25 protein-coding genes and 1 pseudogene are annotated in these 21,413 nt (G+C 62.6%); 9 read left to right on the forward strand and 17 right to left on the reverse strand.

Translation table 11 applies throughout. The annotated features are described in order from the left end of the window. Window positions 1–54: 54 nt before the first annotated feature. The 8 genes and pseudogenes from OLX23_RS14205 to OLX23_RS14235 all read right to left on the reverse strand — a co-directional run bounded on the left by OLX23_RS14205 (window position 55) and on the right by OLX23_RS14235 (window position 6,227). A complete protein-coding gene (locus tag OLX23_RS14205; RefSeq protein ID WP_264445639.1) occupies window positions 55–465 on the reverse strand; it encodes a hypothetical protein in 411 nt (136 codons plus the stop codon). Window positions 466–815: 350 nt separating this feature from the next. Beyond that, complete coding sequence (locus OLX23_RS25815) at window positions 816–992, reverse strand: inorganic diphosphatase (RefSeq protein ID WP_413629861.1); 177 nt, start codon at window positions 990–992, stop codon at window positions 816–818. A 93-nt stretch (window positions 993–1,085) separates the two neighbouring features. Next, window positions 1,086–2,282: a DUF2252 domain-containing protein gene (locus tag OLX23_RS14210; RefSeq protein WP_264445640.1), complete on the reverse strand. Its 1,197-nt coding sequence runs from the start codon at window positions 2,280–2,282 to the stop codon at window positions 1,086–1,088. Window positions 2,283–2,768: 486 nt separating this feature from the next. Then, on the reverse strand, window positions 2,769–3,203 hold the full coding sequence (locus OLX23_RS14215) for an MgtC/SapB family protein (protein ID WP_264445641.1): 435 nt from the start codon (window positions 3,201–3,203) through the stop codon (window positions 2,769–2,771). A gap of 154 nt (window positions 3,204–3,357) precedes the next feature. Further along, on the reverse strand, window positions 3,358–4,599 hold the full coding sequence (locus OLX23_RS14220) for an FAD-dependent monooxygenase (protein ID WP_264445642.1): 1,242 nt from the start codon (window positions 4,597–4,599) through the stop codon (window positions 3,358–3,360). Window positions 4,600–4,704: 105 nt separating this feature from the next. Continuing rightward, window positions 4,705–5,121 (reverse strand): annotated as a pseudogene (locus OLX23_RS25755) (DUF3253 domain-containing protein). Beyond that, entirely contained in the window at window positions 5,118–5,411 is a 294-nt protein-coding gene (locus tag OLX23_RS14230; RefSeq protein WP_264445643.1) for a hypothetical protein, read from the reverse strand. Before OLX23_RS14230 ends, OLX23_RS25755 begins: the two are co-directional and overlap by 4 nt. A 177-nt stretch (window positions 5,412–5,588) precedes the next feature. Beyond that, window positions 5,589–6,227, reverse strand: a complete 639-nt coding sequence (locus OLX23_RS14235; protein WP_264445644.1) for a YbhB/YbcL family Raf kinase inhibitor-like protein — start codon at window positions 6,225–6,227, stop codon at window positions 5,589–5,591. A gap of 275 nt (window positions 6,228–6,502) precedes the next feature. Between OLX23_RS14235 and OLX23_RS14240 the strand changes: the two genes are divergently transcribed. The 3 genes from OLX23_RS14240 (at window position 6,503) to OLX23_RS14250 (ending at window position 7,779) form a co-directional block, all read left to right on the forward strand. Continuing rightward, the gene (locus OLX23_RS14240; RefSeq protein ID WP_264445645.1) at window positions 6,503–6,793 is read left to right on the forward strand and encodes a DUF1488 domain-containing protein; all 291 of its coding nucleotides are present in this window, start codon (window positions 6,503–6,505) and stop codon (window positions 6,791–6,793) included. A 116-nt stretch (window positions 6,794–6,909) separates the two neighbouring features. Then, window positions 6,910–7,062: a hypothetical protein gene (locus tag OLX23_RS14245; RefSeq protein WP_264445646.1), complete on the forward strand. Its 153-nt coding sequence runs from the start codon at window positions 6,910–6,912 to the stop codon at window positions 7,060–7,062. A 123-nt stretch (window positions 7,063–7,185) separates the two neighbouring features. Next, the gene (locus OLX23_RS14250) at window positions 7,186–7,779 is read left to right on the forward strand and encodes a glutathione binding-like protein (protein ID WP_264445647.1); all 594 of its coding nucleotides are present in this window, start codon (window positions 7,186–7,188) and stop codon (window positions 7,777–7,779) included. A gap of 199 nt (window positions 7,780–7,978) precedes the next feature. Here OLX23_RS14250 and OLX23_RS14255 read toward each other — a convergent pair whose 3' ends face one another. The 4 genes from OLX23_RS14255 to OLX23_RS14270 all read right to left on the reverse strand — a co-directional run bounded on the left by OLX23_RS14255 (window position 7,979) and on the right by OLX23_RS14270 (window position 9,757). Next, on the reverse strand, window positions 7,979–8,185 hold the full coding sequence (locus OLX23_RS14255) for a DUF2945 domain-containing protein (protein ID WP_264445648.1): 207 nt from the start codon (window positions 8,183–8,185) through the stop codon (window positions 7,979–7,981). 15 nt (window positions 8,186–8,200) lie between these two features. After that, on the reverse strand, window positions 8,201–9,052 hold the full coding sequence (locus OLX23_RS14260) for an SDR family oxidoreductase (RefSeq protein ID WP_264445649.1): 852 nt from the start codon (window positions 9,050–9,052) through the stop codon (window positions 8,201–8,203). A 269-nt stretch (window positions 9,053–9,321) separates the two neighbouring features. Beyond that, window positions 9,322–9,585, reverse strand: coding sequence for a DksA/TraR family C4-type zinc finger protein (locus tag OLX23_RS14265; RefSeq protein ID WP_264445650.1), 264 nt, complete (start codon window positions 9,583–9,585; stop codon window positions 9,322–9,324). 1 nt (window position 9,586) lies between these two features. Continuing rightward, window positions 9,587–9,757 carry a hypothetical protein gene (locus tag OLX23_RS14270; RefSeq protein ID WP_264445651.1) on the reverse strand — a complete coding sequence of 57 codons (171 nt, stop codon included), beginning with the start codon at window positions 9,755–9,757 and terminating at the stop codon, window positions 9,587–9,589. A 243-nt stretch (window positions 9,758–10,000) separates the two neighbouring features. Here OLX23_RS14270 and OLX23_RS14275 point away from each other — a divergent pair, with 243 nt between their 5' ends. From OLX23_RS14275 to OLX23_RS14300, 6 genes are all read left to right on the forward strand, one after another. Continuing rightward, window positions 10,001–10,558, forward strand: a complete 558-nt coding sequence (locus OLX23_RS14275) for a hypothetical protein (RefSeq protein ID WP_264445652.1) — start codon at window positions 10,001–10,003, stop codon at window positions 10,556–10,558. Window positions 10,559–10,826: 268 nt separating this feature from the next. Then, window positions 10,827–11,327, forward strand: coding sequence for a hemerythrin domain-containing protein (locus tag OLX23_RS14280; RefSeq protein WP_264445653.1), 501 nt, complete (start codon window positions 10,827–10,829; stop codon window positions 11,325–11,327). 276 nt (window positions 11,328–11,603) lie between these two features. Then, on the forward strand, window positions 11,604–12,542 hold the full coding sequence (locus tag OLX23_RS14285; protein WP_264445654.1) for a cation diffusion facilitator family transporter: 939 nt from the start codon (window positions 11,604–11,606) through the stop codon (window positions 12,540–12,542). Between the two features lie 383 nt (window positions 12,543–12,925). After that, window positions 12,926–13,228 carry a polyhydroxyalkanoic acid system family protein gene (locus OLX23_RS14290; protein WP_264445655.1) on the forward strand — a complete coding sequence of 101 codons (303 nt, stop codon included), beginning with the start codon at window positions 12,926–12,928 and terminating at the stop codon, window positions 13,226–13,228. 75 nt (window positions 13,229–13,303) lie between these two features. Next, window positions 13,304–14,179 (forward strand): archaetidylserine decarboxylase, encoded by an 876-nt coding sequence (gene asd / locus OLX23_RS14295; protein WP_264445656.1) that lies wholly within the window; start codon window positions 13,304–13,306, stop codon window positions 14,177–14,179. 147 nt (window positions 14,180–14,326) lie between these two features. After that, window positions 14,327–14,647: a hypothetical protein gene (locus OLX23_RS14300; RefSeq protein WP_264445657.1), complete on the forward strand. Its 321-nt coding sequence runs from the start codon at window positions 14,327–14,329 to the stop codon at window positions 14,645–14,647. A gap of 273 nt (window positions 14,648–14,920) precedes the next feature. On the opposite strand, the gene OLX23_RS14305 is transcribed toward OLX23_RS14300, so the two are convergent. The 5 genes from OLX23_RS14305 to OLX23_RS14325 all read right to left on the reverse strand — a co-directional run bounded on the left by OLX23_RS14305 (window position 14,921) and on the right by OLX23_RS14325 (window position 19,861). Continuing rightward, on the reverse strand, window positions 14,921–15,700 hold the full coding sequence (locus OLX23_RS14305) for a transglutaminase-like domain-containing protein (RefSeq protein WP_264445658.1): 780 nt from the start codon (window positions 15,698–15,700) through the stop codon (window positions 14,921–14,923). Between the two features lie 148 nt (window positions 15,701–15,848). After that, window positions 15,849–16,595: an HAD-IIB family hydrolase gene (locus tag OLX23_RS14310; RefSeq protein ID WP_264445708.1), complete on the reverse strand. Its 747-nt coding sequence runs from the start codon at window positions 16,593–16,595 to the stop codon at window positions 15,849–15,851. Between the two features lie 131 nt (window positions 16,596–16,726). Further along, window positions 16,727–16,993 (reverse strand): DUF6894 family protein, encoded by a 267-nt coding sequence (locus tag OLX23_RS14315; protein ID WP_264445659.1) that lies wholly within the window; start codon window positions 16,991–16,993, stop codon window positions 16,727–16,729. Between the two features lie 101 nt (window positions 16,994–17,094). Further along, window positions 17,095–17,655 (reverse strand): ankyrin repeat domain-containing protein, encoded by a 561-nt coding sequence (locus OLX23_RS14320; RefSeq protein WP_264445660.1) that lies wholly within the window; start codon window positions 17,653–17,655, stop codon window positions 17,095–17,097. Beyond that, window positions 17,645–19,861 carry a catalase gene (locus OLX23_RS14325; protein ID WP_413629857.1) on the reverse strand — a complete coding sequence of 739 codons (2,217 nt, stop codon included), beginning with the start codon at window positions 19,859–19,861 and terminating at the stop codon, window positions 17,645–17,647. Before OLX23_RS14325 ends, OLX23_RS14320 begins: the two co-directional genes overlap by 11 nt. Window positions 19,862–21,413: the final 1,552 nt, after the last annotated feature.

Here is a 21,413-nt window from a genome sequence, read left to right on the forward strand (position 1 = left end):
CTGCCTCGCAATCCGGGGGAAGCCCACGGTTTCTCGCGGCGGCGCTTCCAAATCCTATCGGGTCGCTGCGCGGCGATAGGGCACGAATTTTCGTAACGACAGGAAGCCAGTGGGAGCGCGGGTGGCCTGGTCGACGGTCCTGATGATGTCGAGGCGGCAATACTGGTTGCCCACGACATTGGAGACGAGAATATCGCCGCGATCGAGGTCGCGGGCGTTTGTTGGGCGGTTCACGTAGATCGTGCTGCCACTGCCGTAGACGATGGCGGTACGAGCGATGATGCGCTGATCGCGGGAAGCCGAGAGGCTGATGCAATCGACGGGTTCGCCCGCGACCCGCCCCGCGATCGCCTTTGCCAGCTGCTGCTCACCCGTCAGCCGCGGCCGTGCCGCATCGGCGCTGGCACTGATTGCCAAGGCAGAAAGCATGACCAGGGCTATGAGGGGAACCTTAGATGCCTTCATGATGTCTCCCGAAGCGGACAAGAGAGGCAAAAGGGTCGGGAGCCTGGGCAATATCACTCGTGTCATCTTCAACGAATGCACGCGCTACGCCCTTCGTTCCCAACGCTTCGCAGCCAACGCTCCGCTTTATCGATGAGGGCGGATGCGCGCTGCGGGCCGCCAATCGATTTTTACTTCGAAACGTCGATCCTTGAAGCGCCTTGTAGGCACTGACGAAGCGGCCGAGCTCCTTCGCAAAGGCGGGGCCGAGATCGTCGATGGCCTCTGCCTCAGCGAAGGGCCGAGACCGACCTTGGCAATGATGCGGTCATTGCACACGGCATTGCGGGCCCCGGTCTGGTCGGCTTCAGTTACGCGTATCGTGACGGGACAGTCACCGGCAGATCCTCTTCAGCGAGGACCAGCACATCGATCGGTTCGCGATCCTCGCCGATCGTCGAGGGCACGAAGCCAAACGCCAAGGGAAGCCCAATCAGCTCGGAAGCACCCCGGCAAGCTTGAACAGCCGCGGTCCGCGGATCCCAAATCGAATTTGAACTGCCGGCCTTTGGTCGTCTCGATCACCGTGCGGCAGGTGATGGCGGTCGTATCCAAGGTATACGGTATCTCGACAAAATCGTTCACGACGCTGTCGCCAGGGCATAGCGGCGGCAATGTTCGAGATAGCCTGCCTCGTGGGTCGCGGTGAGATCGACGACGCTGTTCCACAACCATGATGGGGCCTCGATCTCGCTCGCCGAGCGTGCGGCCAGCTCGCGGCGCCAGGTGCGCCGTTCCGCGGCGCCCATTTGCCGGGCATGGGCCACACCCACGACATAAGCGAGATACCGGGCGGCCTTGGTCGCCTCAGAGCGCGAGAACTGGTCGATCTCCAGCTTGAGATCCTGGGGCATGAGCTCGCGCATGACCACCGGCTTGCCGAGGAGCCGCACGGCCAACATGCGCTCGCCAAGGTTCGGGGCAAGCGCGCGGGCTCCAGCCACGACCCGTTGCGCATTGTCCTGCGGCATGGCGGCGGAGCTTGCCGCAGGGGCGGCGGGGTCGACGGCCTCCTTGAGGTCGATCAGCGCGTATTGCGCGGGGACTTTCTTCGAACCGCCGATGCCCAGGAGCACTGCGAAGCGCAGACTACCCAGAGAGCTGCAGCCCTTCATCCAATATGCGGCGTCGATCAGGCGTACGCGATTGTCGGTCTCGCGCCCATTGAGCGATAGTATCGCGCCTTGAACGGCGTCCTGCTCGAACAGCGCGCCCAGCTCGTCGTGCTCGTCCTGCTCAAGAGCCCAGAACTTCTTGCCCAAAGGCAGTCTGGGCTCGACATCTGTCAGCCGTTCCGCCGCGAGATGGCGCCAGCGCCGTCCCAGCGCTCGCCGCCTAACCGCGCGCACCGTATTCGGCTCGGGGGTATCGTCCTCGTCGCCCAGCGCGAGCGCATGGTCGTATCCCTCGACCATCTGCTCGATCATCCGAGCGGTCGTGACCCCGGGCAGGTCCGAGCCGCGCGCGGCACTGGCCAAGGAGAGGCCGAGGCGTATCAAGTCATGCACGGGATTTCCGACGACGGTCTGGTCGAGATCGCGGATCTGGACTTCGACCTGGCCTTGTGCATCGGCCACCGGCCCCAGATTTCCCAAGTGGCAATCGCCGCAGATCCAGACCGGTGGGCCAACGGGAAGCTCGGCGGCCGAGCGCGAGCTGGCGAGCCATTCGTAGAACTTGATCGTGTTTCCCCGCACGTAGGCGTGGGTCGATCGTGCCATCTTCAGCGATTTTATCCGCTCGAGAACGGTCGCGCGGTCTTCGAGGATTTGCGGCATCGTGGTTCCGTTTGTTGCTGCTTTGTGAAACGCACGATCGAGCCATTGGGTCATTCGGGGGCCGCGATTTCCCGCAAGTGGCTCTCGATGTAGCGCCGACCCGCGCCCTTTCTCATGTCAGCTTGCGGGCAAAGCGCCGATCGCGCGCCGAGATTGGGAAGGCGCGACACCTTGGCCAGCTGGATGCGCGAAGGGCCGCCCCCTCGCGGGAGCGGCCCTTCCATTGTCGTGCTTCACGCGGGAAAGCTCAGACGAGCAAGACCCCCGCGGTGGAGGTCGTGCTCAGCAGTTCCGCCGCATGGCGCATGAGACAATGAGACATCAGACCACCTCCTTTCCGTTGTTGAACGATATCGTCGATATGGGGCGGCAGTGCGGAACTTCAATTGCTCAAGATACTGGCGTGAAAAGAAAATTCTGTTCGGTGCTTGTCCGGTCTAGTCCGCGGACGGCGGCGCATGGACAGATCGGCGGGTTCGATCCCGTCTAATCACCGGGCGCCTCCGAACCCGTGAATTTCTTCAGCGGCTTGAGCAGCCATAAGGTGAGTACGGTCGTCGCGCTCAGCATGATCGCGACGTCGAAGGATTCGACGCCTGCTGCGACCCCGATCGCTCCCGTGACCCAAAGGCTCGCCGCCGTTGCCGTGCCCCGAACGGAATCCTTGAGGCGCAGGATCGCACCGCCGCCGATGAACCCCATACCCGTGATGAGCCCCTCGATGATGCGGGCCATCGCTTCCGCGTCGTCCTTCGTCAGCCTCTCGGTCGCCTGGATCAGCCCGCACGTCGCCAGAGCGACGAGCGGGAAGGTGCGGATACCCGCGCTGCGCTCCTCTTTTTCCCGGTTCCATCCAATCGGGAGAGCGAGAACGTAGGCCGCCGCGAGCGCGAGGAGGTGATGGGTGAATTCGAAGCTCATGGCGATCAGAACCCGCTGCGGCAGCCTTGGCTCCGTCCAGATCCTGATCCCGCCTTAAAGACATACGGTATGCTTCGACGGGGGGCCGTCTTCTTCGCGCAATACCTGGCCATGCGCGGCGATACCTGAGCCACGGGGATGCCATGGGCGATGCCTAGAGACGTGCGATGGGCGGCTGCGCGATCGTTTCGACTTCGCCGCGCCTTTCCAGCGCGCCATATATCGAGAGATCGGGTTCCTTCGGGGGCCGCGCGAAAATCTTGGTCGCCGCATCCCGAAGCGCTGGCTGGCTGGCCAGCTTCAGCACACCGTGGAGCAGATGGAGACCCAGCTTGCTATGCGGGTTCATCATCCGGGGCACGATCTTGGGGATGCCCTGCGCTTCCTCGACCATCGGACGCATCGCCGCTTCGTAGGCCCCGAGGGCGGCGGCGGGATCGGCATTCCGTTCGATCTCGCCTGCCAGGACATAGGCTCCGGTGAGGGCGAGGGTCGCGCCGATGCCGCCAAGCGGCGTCACGCACCAGGCTGCATCGCCGGTCAGAACCACGCGCTTGTCGACCCAGCGGGGCATGCGGACTTGCCGCAGGACGTCGAAGTAGAAGTCGTCTGTCGTCTCCATCGCCGAGAGCATGCGCGAGGCTTGCCAGCCGGCGTCCCGAAACTGCTCGCGCAGCCAAGCCTTCTGGCGATCGGCGTCCCAGTCCTGCTCGCCGCTTGGCGACTTCTGCAGCGAGAGCATGGCTCTTGTCGTGCCGTGCCGGTCGGGACGCAGTGATATGCTCCGGCCGTGCGTGGCATGATACCAGCGCCACAGCCGATCGTCATCGTCACTGCGCGGGATGGTGAAGTAGGCCATCGTCAGATCCATCCAACGCGGATCGTTCTCGCCAGGAAAGACGATCTTGCGTGTGGCCGATCCGACCCCTTCGGCGACCACGAGCAGATCGAAATGATCAGAGGCCCCCGACTGGAACGAGACGGTTACGCCGTCCTCTGCTTGCTGGACTTGGCGCACCTGATCTCCGAAGCGGTAGGTCGCCCGTTCGCGGGTCGCGTCGTAAAGCAGGCTCGCCAAATCCCCCCGCAGGATCTCGAGCTCAGCCGTCGGCCCGTCACCCGACAGGTCCGAGGACAGGAATTGGGCGACTATCTCGCCGTCCTCGCCGATCCAGGCGGTGCCTTCCTCGCCCGTACCTTGCGCAAGCGCAGCCTGTTCGAGACCCATCGCTTGCAGCACCTCGCGGCCCACGCCGCGCACGTCGATGTTCTGGCCGCCTTCGCGAAACGAGGGCGAGCGCTCGACAACGGTGACGGCGTGTCCGCTGCGTGCGAGCCAATAAGCGGCGGCATTGCCAGCGATGCTTGCGCCGGTGACGAGAATTTTGAAGGGCACGACTGATCACTCCGGTTCGTGGGGGATGTGCGCCGCGCCAATCCTGAATAGTCCGCGGCCATGTCCCTGGACAGAACACCCTCCGCCGAGGCGCGGGCGATGGCATCAGGCGTCGCTGCCAAGTCTATCTTCCTCGATGTAGCCTGCGCCCTCCCTGGCCTTCCCCTGGATGGTCACGGTCGTGTTCTGGAAATGGGGCGAAACCGATGCGACACGACGTGAATCGCGCGAGGCGGATGCAAGCTCCAGGCCTTGGGCAATTCGATAAGGGCCTGAGCGCTTTTCGAGAGGCTCGCCTTTCCAGCTGAGTTGCACTGCGCCGCATTGCAGCAGGCCATCGACCGCAGCGTGGACGGCCGGCATGGCCTTGCGCCATTCCACGCTCGCGCCGTTTCACGCCAGCGCCCGGGCCACTTCGCTCGGACAGATCGTCGCACCCGCGGCGCGGCGGGCCAGCATGGTGAGGGTGAGCTTGCGCGCTTTGGCTTCATCTGCGCCGGGCGCCTCATGCAATGTCCTCACAGCCCGATCTCAACGAGAGCAGAGGCCAGCTCCGGATCCATCGGACCCGAATGCCTGCCTGATCGCTCGGCGGTGTTCTTGCCTTTGGCCCTGAGGGATAGGCGGTTGAGTGCAGTCCTTATCCGCTGCTGCGCGACTTGCAGCGTCTTGAGGCGAACTTCGCGCGTTGCATTGGTGCGCCGTGATCGGCTCTGGCCGACCAGCGCCGCCCACTTGGCTTCCTCGGCCGCGAGCACGGCCAGGGCCAGTCGTAGTCCATCGCGGCGTCCATGATCATAGTCCTGCGGCATCGATCGACCTCATGGCTGCGACGTTCGCTGCGCCAGGCTCGTCTTGAGGCGGCCCGCCGGTCGGTCGAGGGATGGCACGGGTGCGTGCGAACCGCTGGGGCAGCGTCAAGGCCTCCATCGCCCAGACTGTTGAGCCGAACATCGGAACGTACGGGGACCCGTGACCCGGCATCTGATTCAAGCGCTTGCCGGTCGGGCGAGGGCGCCGACCTTGCCTTCGGACGAGGGCTCGCCGCGCGAATATGTGCCGACGAGAAGTCCCGCCGCCAAGACGCGCCCCTCGATCGCGCGCATGAATTCGCCGCGGCCAGGATTTCCCAGCACGTCAACACGTTCGGACAAAGCGAAGAGCTGGAACACGTAGTCATGCGCCCCATGGCCCGGCGGCGGATCGGGCGGCAGCCAGCCTTCGACCATGTAGCTGTTGCGTCCCACGTTGCTGCCATCGCCGCGCATCTCGCCTTCGGGACCATCGGCGACGATCGCGCCTTCGGCGATGCCCGGGCTGCCGGGCGGGAGGTTCAGGATCAGCGCGTGGACGAGCGGGCTCGGCAAAGGTGCGTCGGCATCCTCGACCAGCAGCGCAAGGTTGACCGCAGCATCCGGCACGCCGCGCCAGGCGAGGGGCGGGGATCGACCCTCGCCGTCGGCCGTAAAGCGGACCGGCAGGCGCCCGCCGCTCGTGAAGGCCGTGCTGGACAGTTCGAGCGTCAGTTCGCCCGGAGCGATGTTCTCCTGAACGATGGCAAGTTTGCCATGGCCGGCGCGGACCGTCTTGAGCAGGGCGCCGAGCCAGCGCGGCAGGTGTTCTAACATGCGACGATCTCCTCGTGGGCACTCTCACAATCCGCCAGCACGCGCTTGGCTCCCGATCCCGGACAAGGGTTGTCGTCCGAAGCAGACGGCGTTGGCTCTTGCGCAGCTCCTGCCGGGGCGTTGCCCTTCATGACTCTAACCCCCGGTCGCCGACGAGAGCGGCTCACAAAAAAGAGCGCCACTAGAAACGTCGACGCCAGAAACCTCGGTGGGGTCCCATTCGTTGGGCCGGAAGACATGTCCGAGGCTCAGGCCCGATGACCGGAGAAAATAAAATGGAAGCGCAGCTGAACTTCGAGGCCGGAAAACGATTTTGGTCCAGCGAGCGGGAAGCCGTGAACTTCTTCGCGCGCCACGACGGCATCGAGCTCGAGTTCATCGTCGCGAGGGACGCGCTTCTTGCGGTCGGCAACCTGACCGCGGCGCTCAACGAGGAATCGGCACTCCTCACTTTCGACAATTACGAGGACCGTTTCCTCGCCGCAGCGACGCGTGTCTGGAGGGCGGGCGGGGACAGCAAACCCACCTACTTCATCAATGCCGAAGACCTTAGTGCAGGCGCCTGAGTTTGAGCGGGCTGGCAGCATCTCGCGCCGCACCAATCGAAGCGCCAACGGGCGTGGCGGCCCGCGCACCAATCCCGACGGGACCTTGCGTACATAACGGAGCAGGAGAGTTTCGCATGGCCGAAAGCAAAGACCGGATCGACCATACCTCTGGTCACCAAACGGGAGAGGACCGGGGCGCCATCGAGCGACCGCAGCAGGCCGATGCGACCATGTCGGAAAAAGATCTCGCCCGTGGTTCCCAAAAGGCAAGCCATGCGCGCAAGTGAGCGCTCGACATTCGTGCCGGCGCGCCCGGCATCCAGGTTGATCAGCGCTCCGCCTAGGCCGCCTGCTTGGTAGCACCGGCAGTCCGGCGCGGCGCCAGGATCACCGAAGTGAGGTTATCTGTGATGAAACTCTATTTCTCGCCCGGCGCATGCAGCCTCGCCGACCACATCGCGCTTCTGGAAAGCGGTCTCGATTTCGAAACAGAGAGGGTCGACCTCAAGACCAAGAAAACGCAGAGCGGCGGCGACTACAACGCCGTCAATCCCAAAGGCTACGTGCCGGCTCTAGGGCTCGAGCCAGAGGGCGTCCTCACCGAGAACATCGCGATCCTCAGCTATATCGCTGAGAAGGCTGGCACCCTAATGCCAACCGATGGCCTCGGCCGATTTCGTGCGCTCGAGGCTCTCGCCTATATTTCCACCGAGCTTCACAAGAACTTCGCGCCCTTCTTCAAGTCCGGCGCCGACGACGCGCAGAAGGAGGAGGGCAAGAAGACGCTGACCCGCCGCTTCGCGCTTCTGGAAGAACAGCTCGAGGGACGCGACTTCCTCCTCGGCAATGAGCTGTCGGTCGCCGACTGCTATCTCTTCGTCATGTTGTTCTGGGCCAAGGAAAAGATCGGGCTCGACCTGCCGCTCCGGCTTTCAGCACTCTTCGAGCGAATGAAGAAGCGCGGAGCCGTTAGCCAAGCCCTGGCGGATGAGGGCCTCGCATAGGCTTGCGCCGCGCCAGACGCGGCGGCGAGCCAATCCTCTCCCCGACCCGACAGCGACGCCCCGACAGCGAGGCCCCGACAGCGAGGCCCTGACAGCTTCGCCGATCAAAGCGCATGGCGATCGCTCTGGCGGCTAGGCGCGCTGCGACAGGCGTGCCAGCATCGATAATCGTCGATGTCAATCGACGACGGCTACGGGGTCAGCGTTTCCTCAACGCGCCAGGCTTATGTGCGGCGCGCTTGCCGTCATCTGTCTCGACCAGATATTCGGGATTGTCGTCGGATGCTGCGACCTTGTGACCCTTGATTTCGGTCGGTTGGGTGAGCTTCCACAAGACCTTCCCCTTGGCCACTCCGCCATGGCTCTTCCAAGTGACCCCAGTCCCGGGCTTTAGAGCTTTCGTCATCGTGGCCTCGCTTGCTCAACCGTTGATCACGGTGCCGCCGTTGGGATGAAGCACCTGTCCGGACATGTAGCTCGCGTCCTCGCAAGCCAGGAACAGGAACGCGGGTGCGACCTCGTTGGGCTGGCCCGGCCGCCCCATGGGCGTCTTCTCGCCAAAATGCGCGAGTTTCTCCTTGCTGGCGCCGCCGCAGGGATTGAGCGGTGTCCAGATGGGCCCGGGCGCCACGGCATTGACGCGGATTCCCTCGCTGACGAGGTTTTCCGACAGCGAACGGGTGAATGCGGTAATGGCGCCCTTGGTCGAGCTATAGTCGAGCAGCTCCTTGCTGCCCTGGTACATGGTAACGCTGGTGCAGTTTATGATGGCGGCGCCCGATTGCAGGTGCGGACGCGCGGCCTGCACCATGTAGAACATGCCGAAGATGTTTGTCTGGAACGTGCGCGCCAGCTGTTCCTCGCTGATATCGGTGATGTCCTTGTCGGGATGTTGCTCCCCGGCATTGTTGACGAGGATATCGAGCTTGCCGAAGGCGTCTATCGTCTTGGCGACGGCAGCCTCGCACTCCAGTTTGATGCCGACGTCGGCCCTGATGGTGATCGCGCGGCGACCCTCGGCCTCGACGATACGCTTCGTATCGGCGGCATCGTCATCTTCGAGCAGATACACGATCGCGATGTCCGCGCCTTCGCGGGCGTAAAGCGCGGCGATGGCCCTGCCAATGCCGCTGTCACCGCCTGTGACGATTGCGACCTTGCCTTCGAGGCGGCCCGAGCCCGGATAGCGAGGCTGCCATTCGGGCTTCGGTTCCAGCTTGCTCTCGTGACCCGGTAGGTCATCCTCGTGGATCATTTCGGCGGTATCGGTCATCGCGGGTCTCCTCGCTGAGGAAACGCATCGATGCCGCGATAAGTTCGCCATGCGATCATTTTACGAGGACCACGGCCGTCGCGGCCCCCTCACGGTTGCCCACGCGGGGCAATCACGGCGCCCTGGACGCCCCCGGGGCAACGCCGCTTCGGCTGTCGCCAAAACCGCATCGTCACTGGATCGAGGGGCGCCTTCATCGCGCCTCTCGAACTGATGGATCATGATGAGCCGATAGCGAGACGTCCCCGGTTCGTCATCGCGGAGCGGTTTCAACGAAGCTGGCTGTCCTTGCTGCCTCGCCGGTTGATCGTCGAATGGGATACGGCCTTGTCGCGCTCAGCCTGGCACGTGACGCAGGTCCTCACACCGGGGAGAGCGGCGCGGCGACGGTTCGGGATAGGTTCGCCGCAATCTTCGCAATGCTCGGTACCCTCGCCTGCGGGCATTCTCGCTCGTGCCCCAAGGACAGCGTCCTTGATCGTGTCCTCGATCTGGTCCTGCACCGCGCCGTCCCGCGACCATCCGCCCGCCACCTCAGTCGCCCTTGTCGCCCTGGTTGCGGGGTTTGCTGGTACCGGAATGACGCCGGGCATCTTGCGAAAGCGACTTCGAGACGTCGTCGCTTTCGCTGAATTGGCCCTGGTCGTCTCGACGAACATAGCGCTTGTCGGTGCCGGTATCGATGAGTTCACGCTCGCGGCTCATGCCGATTCTCCTAACTGGACATGAGGAAAACCGGAGGACGTTTCGAAAAGTTCCGCTTGATCGACCGGCAGTGTCATCGAGCCGCTTGCACGCGTTGTGGCCCCGGCACATTTCTCCTACGAGATCGTTCGATCCCCATCGTGATTATAGATATTCCCCTTGGTCTCCTGACATCGCCCGAGCGGGGCTGCGGCCCATCCGGGGCCGCCTTCGTCGTCGGCGATACGGGACCCGGCTAGTTCGATGCCTGCGCAGCGCAAACTCAAAGTGTTTCGCACGTCGATCGGCTTCCACGATGCCTATGTGGCAGCGCCAAGCCGAAAGGCGGCGCTCGCGGCCTGGGGGGCCGCAACCGAACTGTTTGCGATCGGGTCGGCCGAGCAGGTGATCGATACCAAGCTGATGCAGGTCGCCCTGGATCACCCCGGGGAGATCGTCAGGCAAAGTCGAGGTTCGGCAGCCCAGCATATGGAGGCCGCAGAGCTGATCCGCGGCCCGAAGGGACGGAGAAGTGGGAAGGGCGATACGTTACCCAAGATTTCGAAGCCGCGGCCGCAGCGCTCGCTTCGTCGTCGCCCCGATAGCGGGAAACTGGACGAGGCTGAGGCCGCGCTCGATGCGTTCGAGTGTAGCGCAGATACCGAGCGCCGCGCCTTGCGCGAACGCGAGCAGGCCTTGGCAAAAGAGAAATCGCGCCTCGAGCAACGTCTGACGAGAACGCGTGATCGCCTTGAGCAACAAGTCGAGAAGGCGCGCTCGCAACACGAGCGGGCATTGGCGCGATGGCGGGCGGCGATTTGAGCCGGCAGCACATTCCCAGTCTCTACCCAGCCAGCTCCACCGGCTTCGCTACAAAGACTGGTGCCATCGCCCGTTTTGCGTCGCGAGCCGCCGATCGGGTCCGGCCACACCATCGACGACGCCCAAGCCGATATCGCAAAATGTGCTGAGCCTCTCTTGTCGTCGCCATCGGGCCCCGAAGCCGGGAACCAAGTCCCCGGCATGCGCTTCATTCATCAATGACAACGGTTCGCCCACTTTGGGCGGGTCCCTTGGATGGAGATTACCCATGGCCGAATTCACCGACGCCATTGCATTGCTCAAGGCCGATCACCGCAAGGTGGAAGAGCTCTTCGAACAGTTCGAGAAAGCCCGCGATGACAACCGCAAGCAGGTCCTAGCGACGCAGATTTGCAATGAGCTGAAGGTTCACACCGCGATCGAGGAGGAAATCTTCTATCCGGCCTTCAAGGGCAAGATCGAGGATGACACACTCGCTGAAGCCTATGTGGAACACGACGGCGCCAAGGTGCTGATCAACGACATCATGGCCGGCTCGGCAAACGACGAGTTCTACGAAGCCAAGGTCAAGGTGCTTTCGGAGGAGATCAGGCACCATGTTCACGAAGAAGAGATGCCATCCGAGGGGATGTTCGCTCAGTGTCGGCGAACGGACGTGGACCTCGTCGCGCTCCGCGACCAGATGGCGGCCCGCAAAGAGGAACTGATGCAACAAGCGGAAAGCGGAGCGCTTCCGGCCGCCGAACTGCGCGTCCTGCATATGGTCTGAACCAAGTCGAATGAGCGCGCCGCCGGCCGTGAGGCGGGCAGCGCGGTCACGAAGAGAGCAGTTGTGCGCCAGCTATGTCCCTCACGAGACCGGGGGAATGGCATGGTATGATGCATGGCCTGGTGCCTGAAACAGCGCGATTACGGATAGCGCGCGCTGAGGTGAATCGGACGCCTGGCACCGCCCGGTCGAAGAGACACGCGCCGGGAAAAGCAAAGCCTGAACGATGGTGGGATGGCAGCCGGAACTTCCAATCCATAGAACGGTTGCTGCGGGGTGACCCGGCGCGAGCACTTCAAGAAAAACATCGTCCTTTACGGCGCGCTCGCGGCCAATCTCGGAATCGCGGCCGCCAAGTTCTTTGCAGCGGCGATCACCGGATCGTCATCTATGCTTACCGAAGGCGTCCATTCGCTGGTCGACAGCGGCAATCAGGTCCTGTTGCTCTACGGACAGAAGCGCGCCGCGCGCCCACCTGATCGTCTTCACCCGTTCGGCTACGGCCGGGAGCTTTACTTCTGGGCTTTCGTTGTTGCCATCCTCATATTCGCCGTCGGCGCGGGCGTGTCGGTCTACGAGGGGATCGCGCACATCCGCGAGCCGGAGCCGTTGCGCGATCCGACGATCAACTATGTCGTCCTGGGCTTCGCATTTATGCTCGAGGGTACGGCCTGGACCATCGCGGTGCGGGAATTCAACACGAAGCGACACGGGACGCGTTGGTGGGCCTCGGTCCGGCAATCGAAGGATCCCGCGGGCTTCATCGTACTTTTCGAAGACAGCGCTGCGATGCTCGGTCTCGTCGTTGCCGCCGTGGGCGTATGGGCCAGCCATCATTATGGTGACCCCAGCATCGATGGCATAGCCTCGGTCCTGATCGGGACCGTCCTGGCGGCGGTGGCACTTCTTCTTGCCCGGGAAGCCAAAGGGCTGATCATCGGCGAGGCCGCCGATCCTCGTTTGATAGACAGCATTCGCGAAGCGATCGCCAAGCGACCCGAGATCACTGCCGTCAACCACGTCCGAACGATCCACACCGCACCGGAATCGGTGTTCGTCGCTATCAGCGCCGATTTCCGAGACGATCTGCCCATGGGAGAAGCAGAACGTCTGATCGAGGCCATGGAGGCCGACCTCAAAGCGATTTCAAGCGTGGTCTCATCGGTTTATATTCGGCCCGAGAAGCGGCAGGACGCGGTTCTGGATCTTCCATGAAACGCAGATGAGTGGGGCGTGAGGTGCTCGCTCTCTTTGCCAAGATGGGGCGGGTCGGCGGCCGGGACCTGACAACGACCATTCGTGATGATCTTGCCTAGTCCGAAGCCTTGATCGGCGGAAATCCCCCCGCCACTTCGGTGGGCGTAGCGAGGGGACCTTTTATGCCCTTGACCCGGGTCGCTAACGGCCAAGGACCGGAAGCCCTCAGCAGTTATCGCCCGTAACACCTATGGACCTGCGGCAAGATGCCCGTCGCGATCGATGGATCGAGGGAGATCGTGGCTGCACCCGATGAGAGCGGATCAAGCTGGGCGCGAACAGCCCAGCGCTGAACAGTCCAGCGCTACGGCACCAGTGCTTCAGCTGCGCGTTGCTCTGGCATGACTGATCCCATCACAATCGACATACCGCACAAGCTGGGCCGGGCGGGCGCTCGTGCCAGACTTGAAGGCGGGATCGGCCAAATTGCCTCCGCAATACCGGGCGGGGCGATGAAATCCCATCGCTGGCAGGACGATACTCTCGTTTTCGAGCTGGAGGCGCTGGGGCAGAAAGTCCAGGCGGAACTCGAAGTCCTCGATGATCGGATCCACGCCGTGGTTATCCTACCGGCCGTGGCGTCGCTGTTCGCATCGACGATCCGAAACACGTTGTCGCAAGTGGGCACGCGTTTACTCAGATGACGATGCCTTGCTTATCGATACGTCTTCCTGGCGCCTTGCGGTCTGTGAACCTGCATATCGAGCAATCCCGCTGACATGTCCGAACGTCTGGCTATCTTCCTACAGCATGTCTGGCCCAAGCGCCGGCTGACCGCACTGGCGGGCTGCATCGCCGGCGCGCGCGGCGGCGCCGCCACGACGGGCCTCATTCGATGGTTCGTGAGACGATACGGCGTCGATATGACCGAGGCAGCCCAAGCCGATGTGGCGCAATACGCAACGTTCAACGCGTTCTTTAGCCGCGCCCTGAAGCCGGGCCTGCGGCCCATCGCGCGCGCCGATTTCGTTTGCCCCGTCGACGGCGCGATCAGCCAGTTCGGCGGGATCGATGACCATGAAATCCTGCAAGCCAAAGGCCATCGTTTCACGACGCAGGATCTGTTGGGCGGTGATGGTGAACTTGCCGAGCAGTTCCGGCACGGCTCCTTCGCGAACCTCTACCTTTCCCCGCGAGACTATCACCGCTTGCACATGCCATGCGACGGCGTGCTCGAGCGCATGATCTACGTCCCGGGATCCCTATTTTCGGTCAACCCCGTGACCGCGCGCGGCGTCCCCAATCTCTTTGCGCGCAACGAGAGGGTGATTTGCCTTTTCGCATCGCCCGAGCACGGCCCGTTCGCCTGTGTGCTGGTGGGGGCCACGATCGTCGGCAGCATCGCCACGACCTGGCACGGCATAGTCAATGGAAAGCGTCATGGGCAGACCACGGAGTGGCGCTATCACGACAGACCTGTGAACTTGCGCCAAGGCGAGGAGATGGGACGTTTCCTGCTGGGATCGACAATCGTCATGCTGTTCCACCGTGATGCTATCGTCTTCAACTCTGATTGGACGCCCGAGCGTCCTGTCCGGCTCGGCGAACGCATGGGTGATCGGCCGGCGGCAGAACCCACAGTGCTCAATCGCTGAACGACTGCGACCAGCGACGAGCCGTCGGATACTGCTGCGATCCTGCCGCTGTGCGGCGGCCATCTTCACTTACGTTCAGGTGAAGGCACCTCTGGTCCAGCTCGCGCGTTGCTCCAACGACAGAGTGCAAAATCATGAGGTGATCAGATGAGGGGCAGAGAACGCATTGCCGATGCGGTTGCGGGGCAAACGGGGCGCCAGCGCCGCAAGGCCTTCGTAAGATCGCTCGAAGAAACCGCTGCGCGGGCGGTTGTGACGGCGAGTGTGACGTTTGCCGTGGGGTGGGTGCTGAAGCGGATGTTCGAGAAGTCCGTCAGCGAGGCGGCGAAAGAGGGTGCAAAGGATGGCGTCGACGAGAAGGTCGCCAAAACCGGCGCCGTGCCCGATGTCGGCACCGCTACGGCTTCCACTGCACCCGCTCAGCCGACTGGGAGCAACGGGTCCGCAAACGCCACCACCTCCGGCTGAGCTCAAGAGAGGCGGCGGCCGAACCTGCTGGACCGGCCGCCGGCGATCTCGTCATACCTGGGTCCGCATGGGCTGAGATCGAGCGCACGCTCGTCCTTCCCGTTTCAGTAGCGCGCGCTAGACCGCGTGATCTTCGAGGTGGCTTGGCGGGGGTGGCTGGAAATCGCGGGCCTCAGTCGCTGGCGCCGCCATCCTGCAAATGTCGCTTTACTGATCTGGAGCCTAGAAAAGATGCAATGGGCTCGCCCGTGGTGGCAGCAGGGCGACAAGCTGTCAGAGCACCTCGGTCACACGCACGCTTTGCGCCAAATACTGGGCCTCGCCGAAAGCGGTCAAAAAGGCCACATCGGCAGCGTCGCGGCCAATGCCAATCTTGACCATTGCGCTTTCCATGGCCATGCCCGTCGCATCGATCATATGCCATTCGCCGCCGACGAAAACTTCCGCGACGGCATGGAAGTCGGGCGGGTCGACACCTAGCGCGTAAACGCTGGCGATCCGGGCCGGAATTCCTGCGGCCCGTGCGAACGTGATCAGCAGATGGGCATAATCCCGGCAAACGCCCTGACGGGTAATAAACGTATCGGCAGCCGTGGTGTCGCTGTTGCTCGATCCCGGCACATAACGCAGATGTCGCTGAATCCAGTCGCGCATCGCGAGCACCTGGGAGCCGCCCTCAACCGAGCCGAAAGTCGCCTCGATAAAATCGCCGAAACGATCAGAGGGACAATAGCGGGAGGGTAGCATGTATTGGACTGTTTCACCTGGCAGCAGATGGGGCTGCACCTTCGCGAGCGTCGCGCAATCGGTCAGGATCCGATTGATTGCCACCCTCGCTTCGTATCTGACCCGCAGCTGGCTATCGACGCGGAGCCAAATGCGCTCGCCTATTCCGTCGTGCGAGGCCACCCGGGCGAAATGGTCGCACGGGGGCAGATCCAAGGTTCCCAGCTCCACGGACTGTTCCGGAATATGCGCGGCCTCGAACTGGAGGAGCACGTCGGTAGGACGCGCGAAGCGGTAGTCGAAGTGGACATCGATCTGGAGTTTCATGCTCGCCAAACTCACGGGTGCGCGGCCAGTGGCCATGAGGATCGAAATAATTCCGAAGTCTGAGGGATCGTGTCGGTTCGCCCTTGCGGCGGGACTGCTCGTAGCCGTCCAGACTGGCGGCCTTCCAGCTCTATTGGCGGAAGGGTTTCTAGCGATTGCAGGCGACGATCGCGGCGATCACCGAAAGCGTCTCGTTGGGATCCCGGACCATCACCGTGTCGAGGCCGAGCGTCTTTGCCGGGTAATCGTTGCCGCCGGGGAAGATGGCGTCACCGATGAACATCATCGCGTCTAGACTTATCCCGCTTTCGTCCCTGAGCCGCTTGAGCCCATAGGCCTTGTCGACACCTTCGCGGGTTATGTCGATCGACGTCGCACCGCCCATATTGATGGACAGGCCCGGAAGCCGTCGACGAAGATCGGCTTGGATAATCTTGCGTTTCGAAAAATCGGGATCCCAGGTTTCCTTAGCCTCGATAGGCGCCTGCTGTCCAAGCGCCGAGAAGGTGATCTGGCTTCCGCGATCCTCGATGCGCTCGCCCCAGGTCCGTTCCGGGACGAAGCCCGTTGCAGCCAAGGCCTCGTCGAAGGCTCGAAATATCCGGGCCTTCTGCTCTTCGTCGAACAGCTCGGCGTAGACCGTCCGCCAGGCCCCGTCCTGGTAGACGAAAAGCTTGGTGCCGGTCGTCGGCATCAGCCACAACCTGGAAAGATCGGCTCGCGCGGGCAACCGCGAGGCGACTTGCTTTTCGAACTGCGGCCAGTCGCCGCCCGATATGACTGCGACCTGCGCGACGCTCAATAGGTCGGCGAGGGCCTCGCCCATGTTTTCCTTTAGAGGCTGCTTGCTCTCGGCGAGCGTGCCATCGAGATCGAAAGCAACGAGTTCCTTCAAATTGGCCTCCGGTAGTGCGTGATCCATGTCGGGCTGGGCAACCATGAATCGGCTTCACGTTTCTTCACGGCCGCAGGATATGGTCGTGATAGTCTGACAATAGATGCGCGGCATGACGCGAGCGCGAAAGCTCAGATCAGGCGAGGCTTGCGCTCGATTTTCTCGGACACGATGACGGCATCAGAAAAGTAAACCGTGGCGACGTGTCGATGTTCGGCATTCTCGATTTCTATGAAAGATGCGGGGTAAAGCATGCCGCCTTTGACTTCTTCGGCGCTAATACCGCGCAGGGCCTGGACCGCGGATGCCCGCGCCGCCGCCAGATCGCTGAATTCATGTCCGCCCTCGTCCTCGATGTATCCGACGCCATTGCACAAATGCAGGAAATATATGGTCATAGCGCGACAACCACGTCAGACCCCCGCCGGTTCCTGCGATGACGACCCTGTTCGAAGATAGACCTCGGCGCCCAAAGCGAAAACGGGATTTCACCCACCTGTCAGACCTTGCCAAAAGAGGCACGATCGAGCCGGGCGACCATCACGTCGTTTCCTTGGGCCTCGGCCACCGAACGGGCACTGTTACCGGCAATGTCTCGGCTTGAAGCATCCGCGCCATGCATCAGGAGTTGGTCGACGATCGCGCTACGTCCAAAAAGCGCCGCCATCATGAGCGCTGTCTGACCGGCATGATTGGTCCTGTTCGGCTCGGCACCCGCCGCGAGGAGGCGTGCGGCTATGCCCCCATGCCCCTTGAAGGCGACTCCCATCAAGGCCGTGTTTCCGCGCGCGGCGTCGGGGCGATCGACCTGCGCCCCTGTCGCCAGTAGCATTGCCGTCGCATGTTCATGTCCATGATAGCTCGCGAGGATGAGCGGTGTGTAGCCGGCGCGGTCGCGGGCATCGATGTCCGCGCCTGCGCGCAAAAGAGCAGGGAGGACATCGACACGGCCGAGCCGCGCGGCGTCGAACAACAAATCCTGGATGCGCTGCGCGGAAGGCAACGGCGCGAGTGCAGGATCGTCGTTCGCCGGCGGCTGGATAAGCCTCTCACAAAGCATCGAGGTCGACCTCCAGCTCACGGGGCCAGAAACGCAGGGCCGCGATCGTCTCGACGAATTGCGCGGCGTCCTTGACAGAAGCGAGCGGCAAACAGGCATCGTCGAGCTTGTCGGCAATGCCGCCGGCCGCAAAGATCGGTTCGGCCTGCGGGGTGAGGCCGATGTACTTGCAGTGCGCAAAGGCGTCGCGAACAAAGTCTTGCGCCGCGGCGTCGCCCGCCATTAGCTCGGCTCCGGCGTCAGAGACGATAAGCGCCACGGCGTCGAACAATACCGAAGGACCACCGTCGATCTTATGCTTGGCGGCGATCTTCGTGCCGTCGGATAAGGTTACGCCGCCGATCTTGGGGGCGACGATCTCATATGTAGCGCCGACCTTGCCGATCTCCTTCAAGAGACTCGCCAGTAGCTCAGCGTCGGCCCCGTCGCTGAGCAGGATGCCCAGTTTTCGGCCCGCGAAAGTCGCGGGGCCGTTCTTGACGATCGAAAGCGCGTCTGATGGCGCGAGACTGTCGATGGGGGGACGCGCTGCCTGGGCCGGCGCCGGCAGGTCGGGAAGACCCAACCCGGCTGCCACGGTATCGGCGAGCCCGGCGTCGATATGGATGAGATGCGAGACCATGCGCGCGCGAATATCCGGCCGCTCGACCTTGCTCAGTTCGAAGGTGAGTGCATCGGCGATATGCTTCTGCTCGATCGGTGTCTGGCTGATGAAGAACTGCCGGGCCTGACTATAATGATCGGCAAAGCTCTCAGGCCTTAGGCGGAGTTTGGCGCCGTCTGGCTCGGCGGCGAAGCTCGTGAAACCTCGTGCCGGATCCTCGCGCGGACCGCCGATCGTCGCGCCCCAGCTGTTGGGCTCGTAGTTTACGCGGCCCCGGGGATTGGTCATCGCCATGTGTCCGTCCTGCTGGAAATGGGCGACTGGACACTTCGGCGCGTTGATCGGGATGTGCGCGAAATTCGGGCTGCCGAGACGCTTGAGCTGCGTATCTAGGTAGGAGAAATTGCGACCCTGAAGCAGCGGGTCGTTCGTGAAATCGATACCGGGGGGGACGTTCTGCGTGCAGAAGGCAACCTGCTCGGTTTCCGCGAAAAAGTTATCGACGACGCGGTCGAGCACAAGCCTGCCGACAAAACGGACAGGCAGGATTTCCTCGGGAATGATCTTGGTCGGATCAAGGACATCGAAGTCGAACTTGTCGGCGAAATCCTGATCGAACAGTTGAAGCCCGAGTTCCCACTCGGGAAAGTCGCCGCCATTGATCGCATCCCACAGGTCGCGGCGATGGAAGTCGGGATCGGCGCCATTGATCTTCACGGCCTCGTTCCAGACGACGGACTGGAGCCCCTGCTTGGGCTTCCAGTGGAACTTTACGAAAGTCGACTTCCCCTTGGCGTCGACGAGCCGGAACGTGTGGACGCCGAAGCCTTCCATCGTGCGATAAGATCGCGGTATCGCTCGGTCCGACATAGTCCACATAACCATGTGCATGGCTTCAGGGCTAAGGCTTATGAAATCCCAAAAGTTGTCGTGCGCGGTCTGAGCCTGCGGAAACATGCGGTCGGGCTCGGGCTTCGCCGCATGAATGAGATCGGGAAATTTGATCGCATCCTGGATGAAAAACACCGGGATGTTGTTGCCGACGAGGTCCCAATTTCCCTCTTTGGTATAGAGTTTGACCGCAAAGCCGCGCACGTCACGGGCCAGATCAAACGATCCCTTCGATCCAGCCACCGTGGAGAACCGAACGAAAGCAGGCGTGCGCTCGCCGACGCGCTGAAAAATGTCGGCGCGGGTAACATCGGCCAGACTCTCGGTGAGCTCGAAGAAGCCGTGGGCGCCGTAACCGCGTGCATGAACGACGCGCTCGGGGATGCGCTCATGATCGAAATGGAAGATCTTCTCCCGAAAGTGGAAGTCCTCGATCAACGTCGGTCCCCGGTCACCTTGCTTGAGCGTGTTCTGATCGTCGGCGACGGGCACACCCTGCTGTGTCGTAAGAACGGCAACATCGCCTTCAGCGGTCTGGTGAGTCTCGCCGCCACGCCCCTGGGGCTCGGCGTAGGCATCCCTCAAAGGCGCATCGGGCGGCACTGGCGATGCCTTCTGCGGCGATTCTCCAGGCATCGCCGTGCCGGAAGTGCGATCGGTCGGCGCCTTGGAGTTCGATGTCTTCGGGCTGGGGGAGGGCTTCTTGGCCATGGTGCTTCCTTGGGATGGGAGATCAGCTTGATCACGTGTCTCGATCGCGCATCGCAAGTCGCGCCGCGAACATCGTCTCGAACGCGAGACCACCCTGCAAGTTGCACCGATAGGAAGAGAAATTTCTAACTTAATCTATGTTAATCAGATATTTGACAGACGCAGGCGATCGACTCTGATAAGAGAAGGCGGCTTGGAGCGACGCTTCCAGTCAGGCTCGGCTAGTTATGTTCGGACTGGCGTATTCTACCAGTGACTGGGCATTGGGTACCCGAGCGAAGACCGCTGGATTACAACCTATGTGACATGGGCGGTTCAAAGGCGGCAGATGGTGGGATACGGGCGGCGACCAGATCGCGTCTTCGAGCGCTTAGGGCTCGACGATCGGTCGCACTTCGCTGAGCGGAGGCAGGAAGCTATGACAGCGGCGCTGAGAAATGGCCGTCACATAGCTGGCGGAACCAGTGGCCGATCGTCAGGCCAAATGGCACTCGCTCTCGGCTTTGCGAGGGGCAATTTCAGGTGTTGCTGTTGCCCAGCGGCTTCGCACGCTTGGGATCGGCCCCGCTTTCGCCTTGCCCCTCAGTGTTCATGCCCGGTTCCAGGCGCTCGCGTTCGAGATCCGGGTCGAAAGTGTCGTCACGAGAACCACTCAAACTTGGGTTGCGAGCCCCGCCTGGTAACGATCTCTTGCGATCCCGGTCCCGCGCGCGTGACCGATCTCCCGGTACTGAGTCGTTTTCTGACATTTCTGAATCTCCTTTGCGAGGCAACCGGCCCGGATGCGCAATGGTTCCAGTCGCGCCGCGCGGTGACGGCAGTCTTTCTGCGAAGCGCTGGCCAAGTCAGCCTGGATCGCTGCCGGCAAGGCGCCACGTCAGCCGTCAAAGCGCAGCCGCAATTCGAGAGAATCAGCTGGGTTACCGGACCAGGGAATCTTCCAGAATCCAGCAGCCAGTGTTCACGCAGGTTAATGCGCGCAGCAGCGCAATGTGATCTACAGCTTTCATCGTCGTGGAGACCGTGATGCCGACCCAATTAGAGCTCAACCTGATCTGGCGCCGCGCACGGGCTCAAATGGGGCTCGCGACGAAAGGTGAGTGGGCCGCCTCCGACCTTGGAGACCTTCATCTCCTGCGCCACGTCAAAAGTCCCTATCCGACATGGCAGCGGGCGGCTCCGAAGGGACCTTGGATCTTGCAGGGGCCATCGCAGGAAAAGGTCTAGAAACTCAAGAAAGCGCGATTTCGCGGGCCGCATTGCATGACCTTGCGCCGGTTGCGGCCACGGATCGGTTGCAGATATCGCTTCGACGAGGGGGGCTCAATTTTCTCCAGGCCTTGGGGCCCCACTATGGCGACTGGCAGCGGGCATTTGCACGCCAGTGAACCTTCGCATCGCCGTAGATTGGCGGTTCATCGCGAGCGCCGGGCCGACAGGCTGGCGCCGACAGGAGGCCGCTTACTTCACAGAATCAGAATGACCTCAGCGGGCACTAGGGGGCGGAGCGTCGGGCGAAACGAGGGCGGACATCTTGCGAGACAACGCGAAG

It is taken from the genome of Novosphingobium sp. JCM 18896 (genome assembly GCF_025938095.1).
Taxonomy (GTDB): Bacteria; Pseudomonadota; Alphaproteobacteria; order Sphingomonadales; family Sphingomonadaceae; genus Novosphingobium.

Bases quoted from the DNA above. Each gene is read 5' to 3' on its own strand.
- OLX23_RS14205 (WP_264445639.1), bottom strand. From the start codon at position 465: ATGAAGGCATCTAAGGTTCCCCTCATAGCCCTGGTCATGCTTTCTGCC.
- OLX23_RS14210 (WP_264445640.1), bottom strand. From the start codon at position 2,282: ATGCCGCAAATCCTCGAAGACCGCGCGACCGTTCTCGAGCGGATAAAA.
- OLX23_RS14215 (WP_264445641.1), bottom strand. From the start codon at position 3,203: ATGAGCTTCGAATTCACCCATCACCTCCTCGCGCTCGCGGCGGCCTAC.
- OLX23_RS14230 (WP_264445643.1), bottom strand. From the start codon at position 5,411: ATGCCGCAGGACTATGATCATGGACGCCGCGATGGACTACGACTGGCC.
- OLX23_RS14235 (WP_264445644.1), bottom strand. From the start codon at position 6,227: ATGTTAGAACACCTGCCGCGCTGGCTCGGCGCCCTGCTCAAGACGGTC.
- OLX23_RS14240 (WP_264445645.1), top strand. From the start codon at position 6,503: ATGGAAGCGCAGCTGAACTTCGAGGCCGGAAAACGATTTTGGTCCAGC.
- OLX23_RS14245 (WP_264445646.1), top strand. From the start codon at position 6,910: ATGGCCGAAAGCAAAGACCGGATCGACCATACCTCTGGTCACCAAACG.
- OLX23_RS14250 (WP_264445647.1), top strand. From the start codon at position 7,186: ATGAAACTCTATTTCTCGCCCGGCGCATGCAGCCTCGCCGACCACATC.
- OLX23_RS14255 (WP_264445648.1), bottom strand. From the start codon at position 8,185: ATGACGAAAGCTCTAAAGCCCGGGACTGGGGTCACTTGGAAGAGCCAT.
- OLX23_RS14260 (WP_264445649.1), bottom strand. From the start codon at position 9,052: ATGACCGATACCGCCGAAATGATCCACGAGGATGACCTACCGGGTCAC.
- OLX23_RS14270 (WP_264445651.1), bottom strand. From the start codon at position 9,757: ATGAGCCGCGAGCGTGAACTCATCGATACCGGCACCGACAAGCGCTAT.
- OLX23_RS14275 (WP_264445652.1), top strand. From the start codon at position 10,001: ATGCCTGCGCAGCGCAAACTCAAAGTGTTTCGCACGTCGATCGGCTTC.
- OLX23_RS14280 (WP_264445653.1), top strand. From the start codon at position 10,827: ATGGCCGAATTCACCGACGCCATTGCATTGCTCAAGGCCGATCACCGC.
- OLX23_RS14290 (WP_264445655.1), top strand. From the start codon at position 12,926: ATGACTGATCCCATCACAATCGACATACCGCACAAGCTGGGCCGGGCG.
- asd (WP_264445656.1), top strand. From the start codon at position 13,304: ATGTCCGAACGTCTGGCTATCTTCCTACAGCATGTCTGGCCCAAGCGC.
- OLX23_RS14300 (WP_264445657.1), top strand. From the start codon at position 14,327: ATGAGGGGCAGAGAACGCATTGCCGATGCGGTTGCGGGGCAAACGGGG.
- OLX23_RS14305 (WP_264445658.1), bottom strand. From the start codon at position 15,700: ATGAAACTCCAGATCGATGTCCACTTCGACTACCGCTTCGCGCGTCCT.
- OLX23_RS14315 (WP_264445659.1), bottom strand. From the start codon at position 16,993: ATGACCATATATTTCCTGCATTTGTGCAATGGCGTCGGATACATCGAG.
- OLX23_RS14320 (WP_264445660.1), bottom strand. From the start codon at position 17,655: ATGCTTTGTGAGAGGCTTATCCAGCCGCCGGCGAACGACGATCCTGCA.
- OLX23_RS14325 (WP_413629857.1), bottom strand. From the start codon at position 19,861: ATGGCCAAGAAGCCCTCCCCCAGCCCGAAGACATCGAACTCCAAGGCG.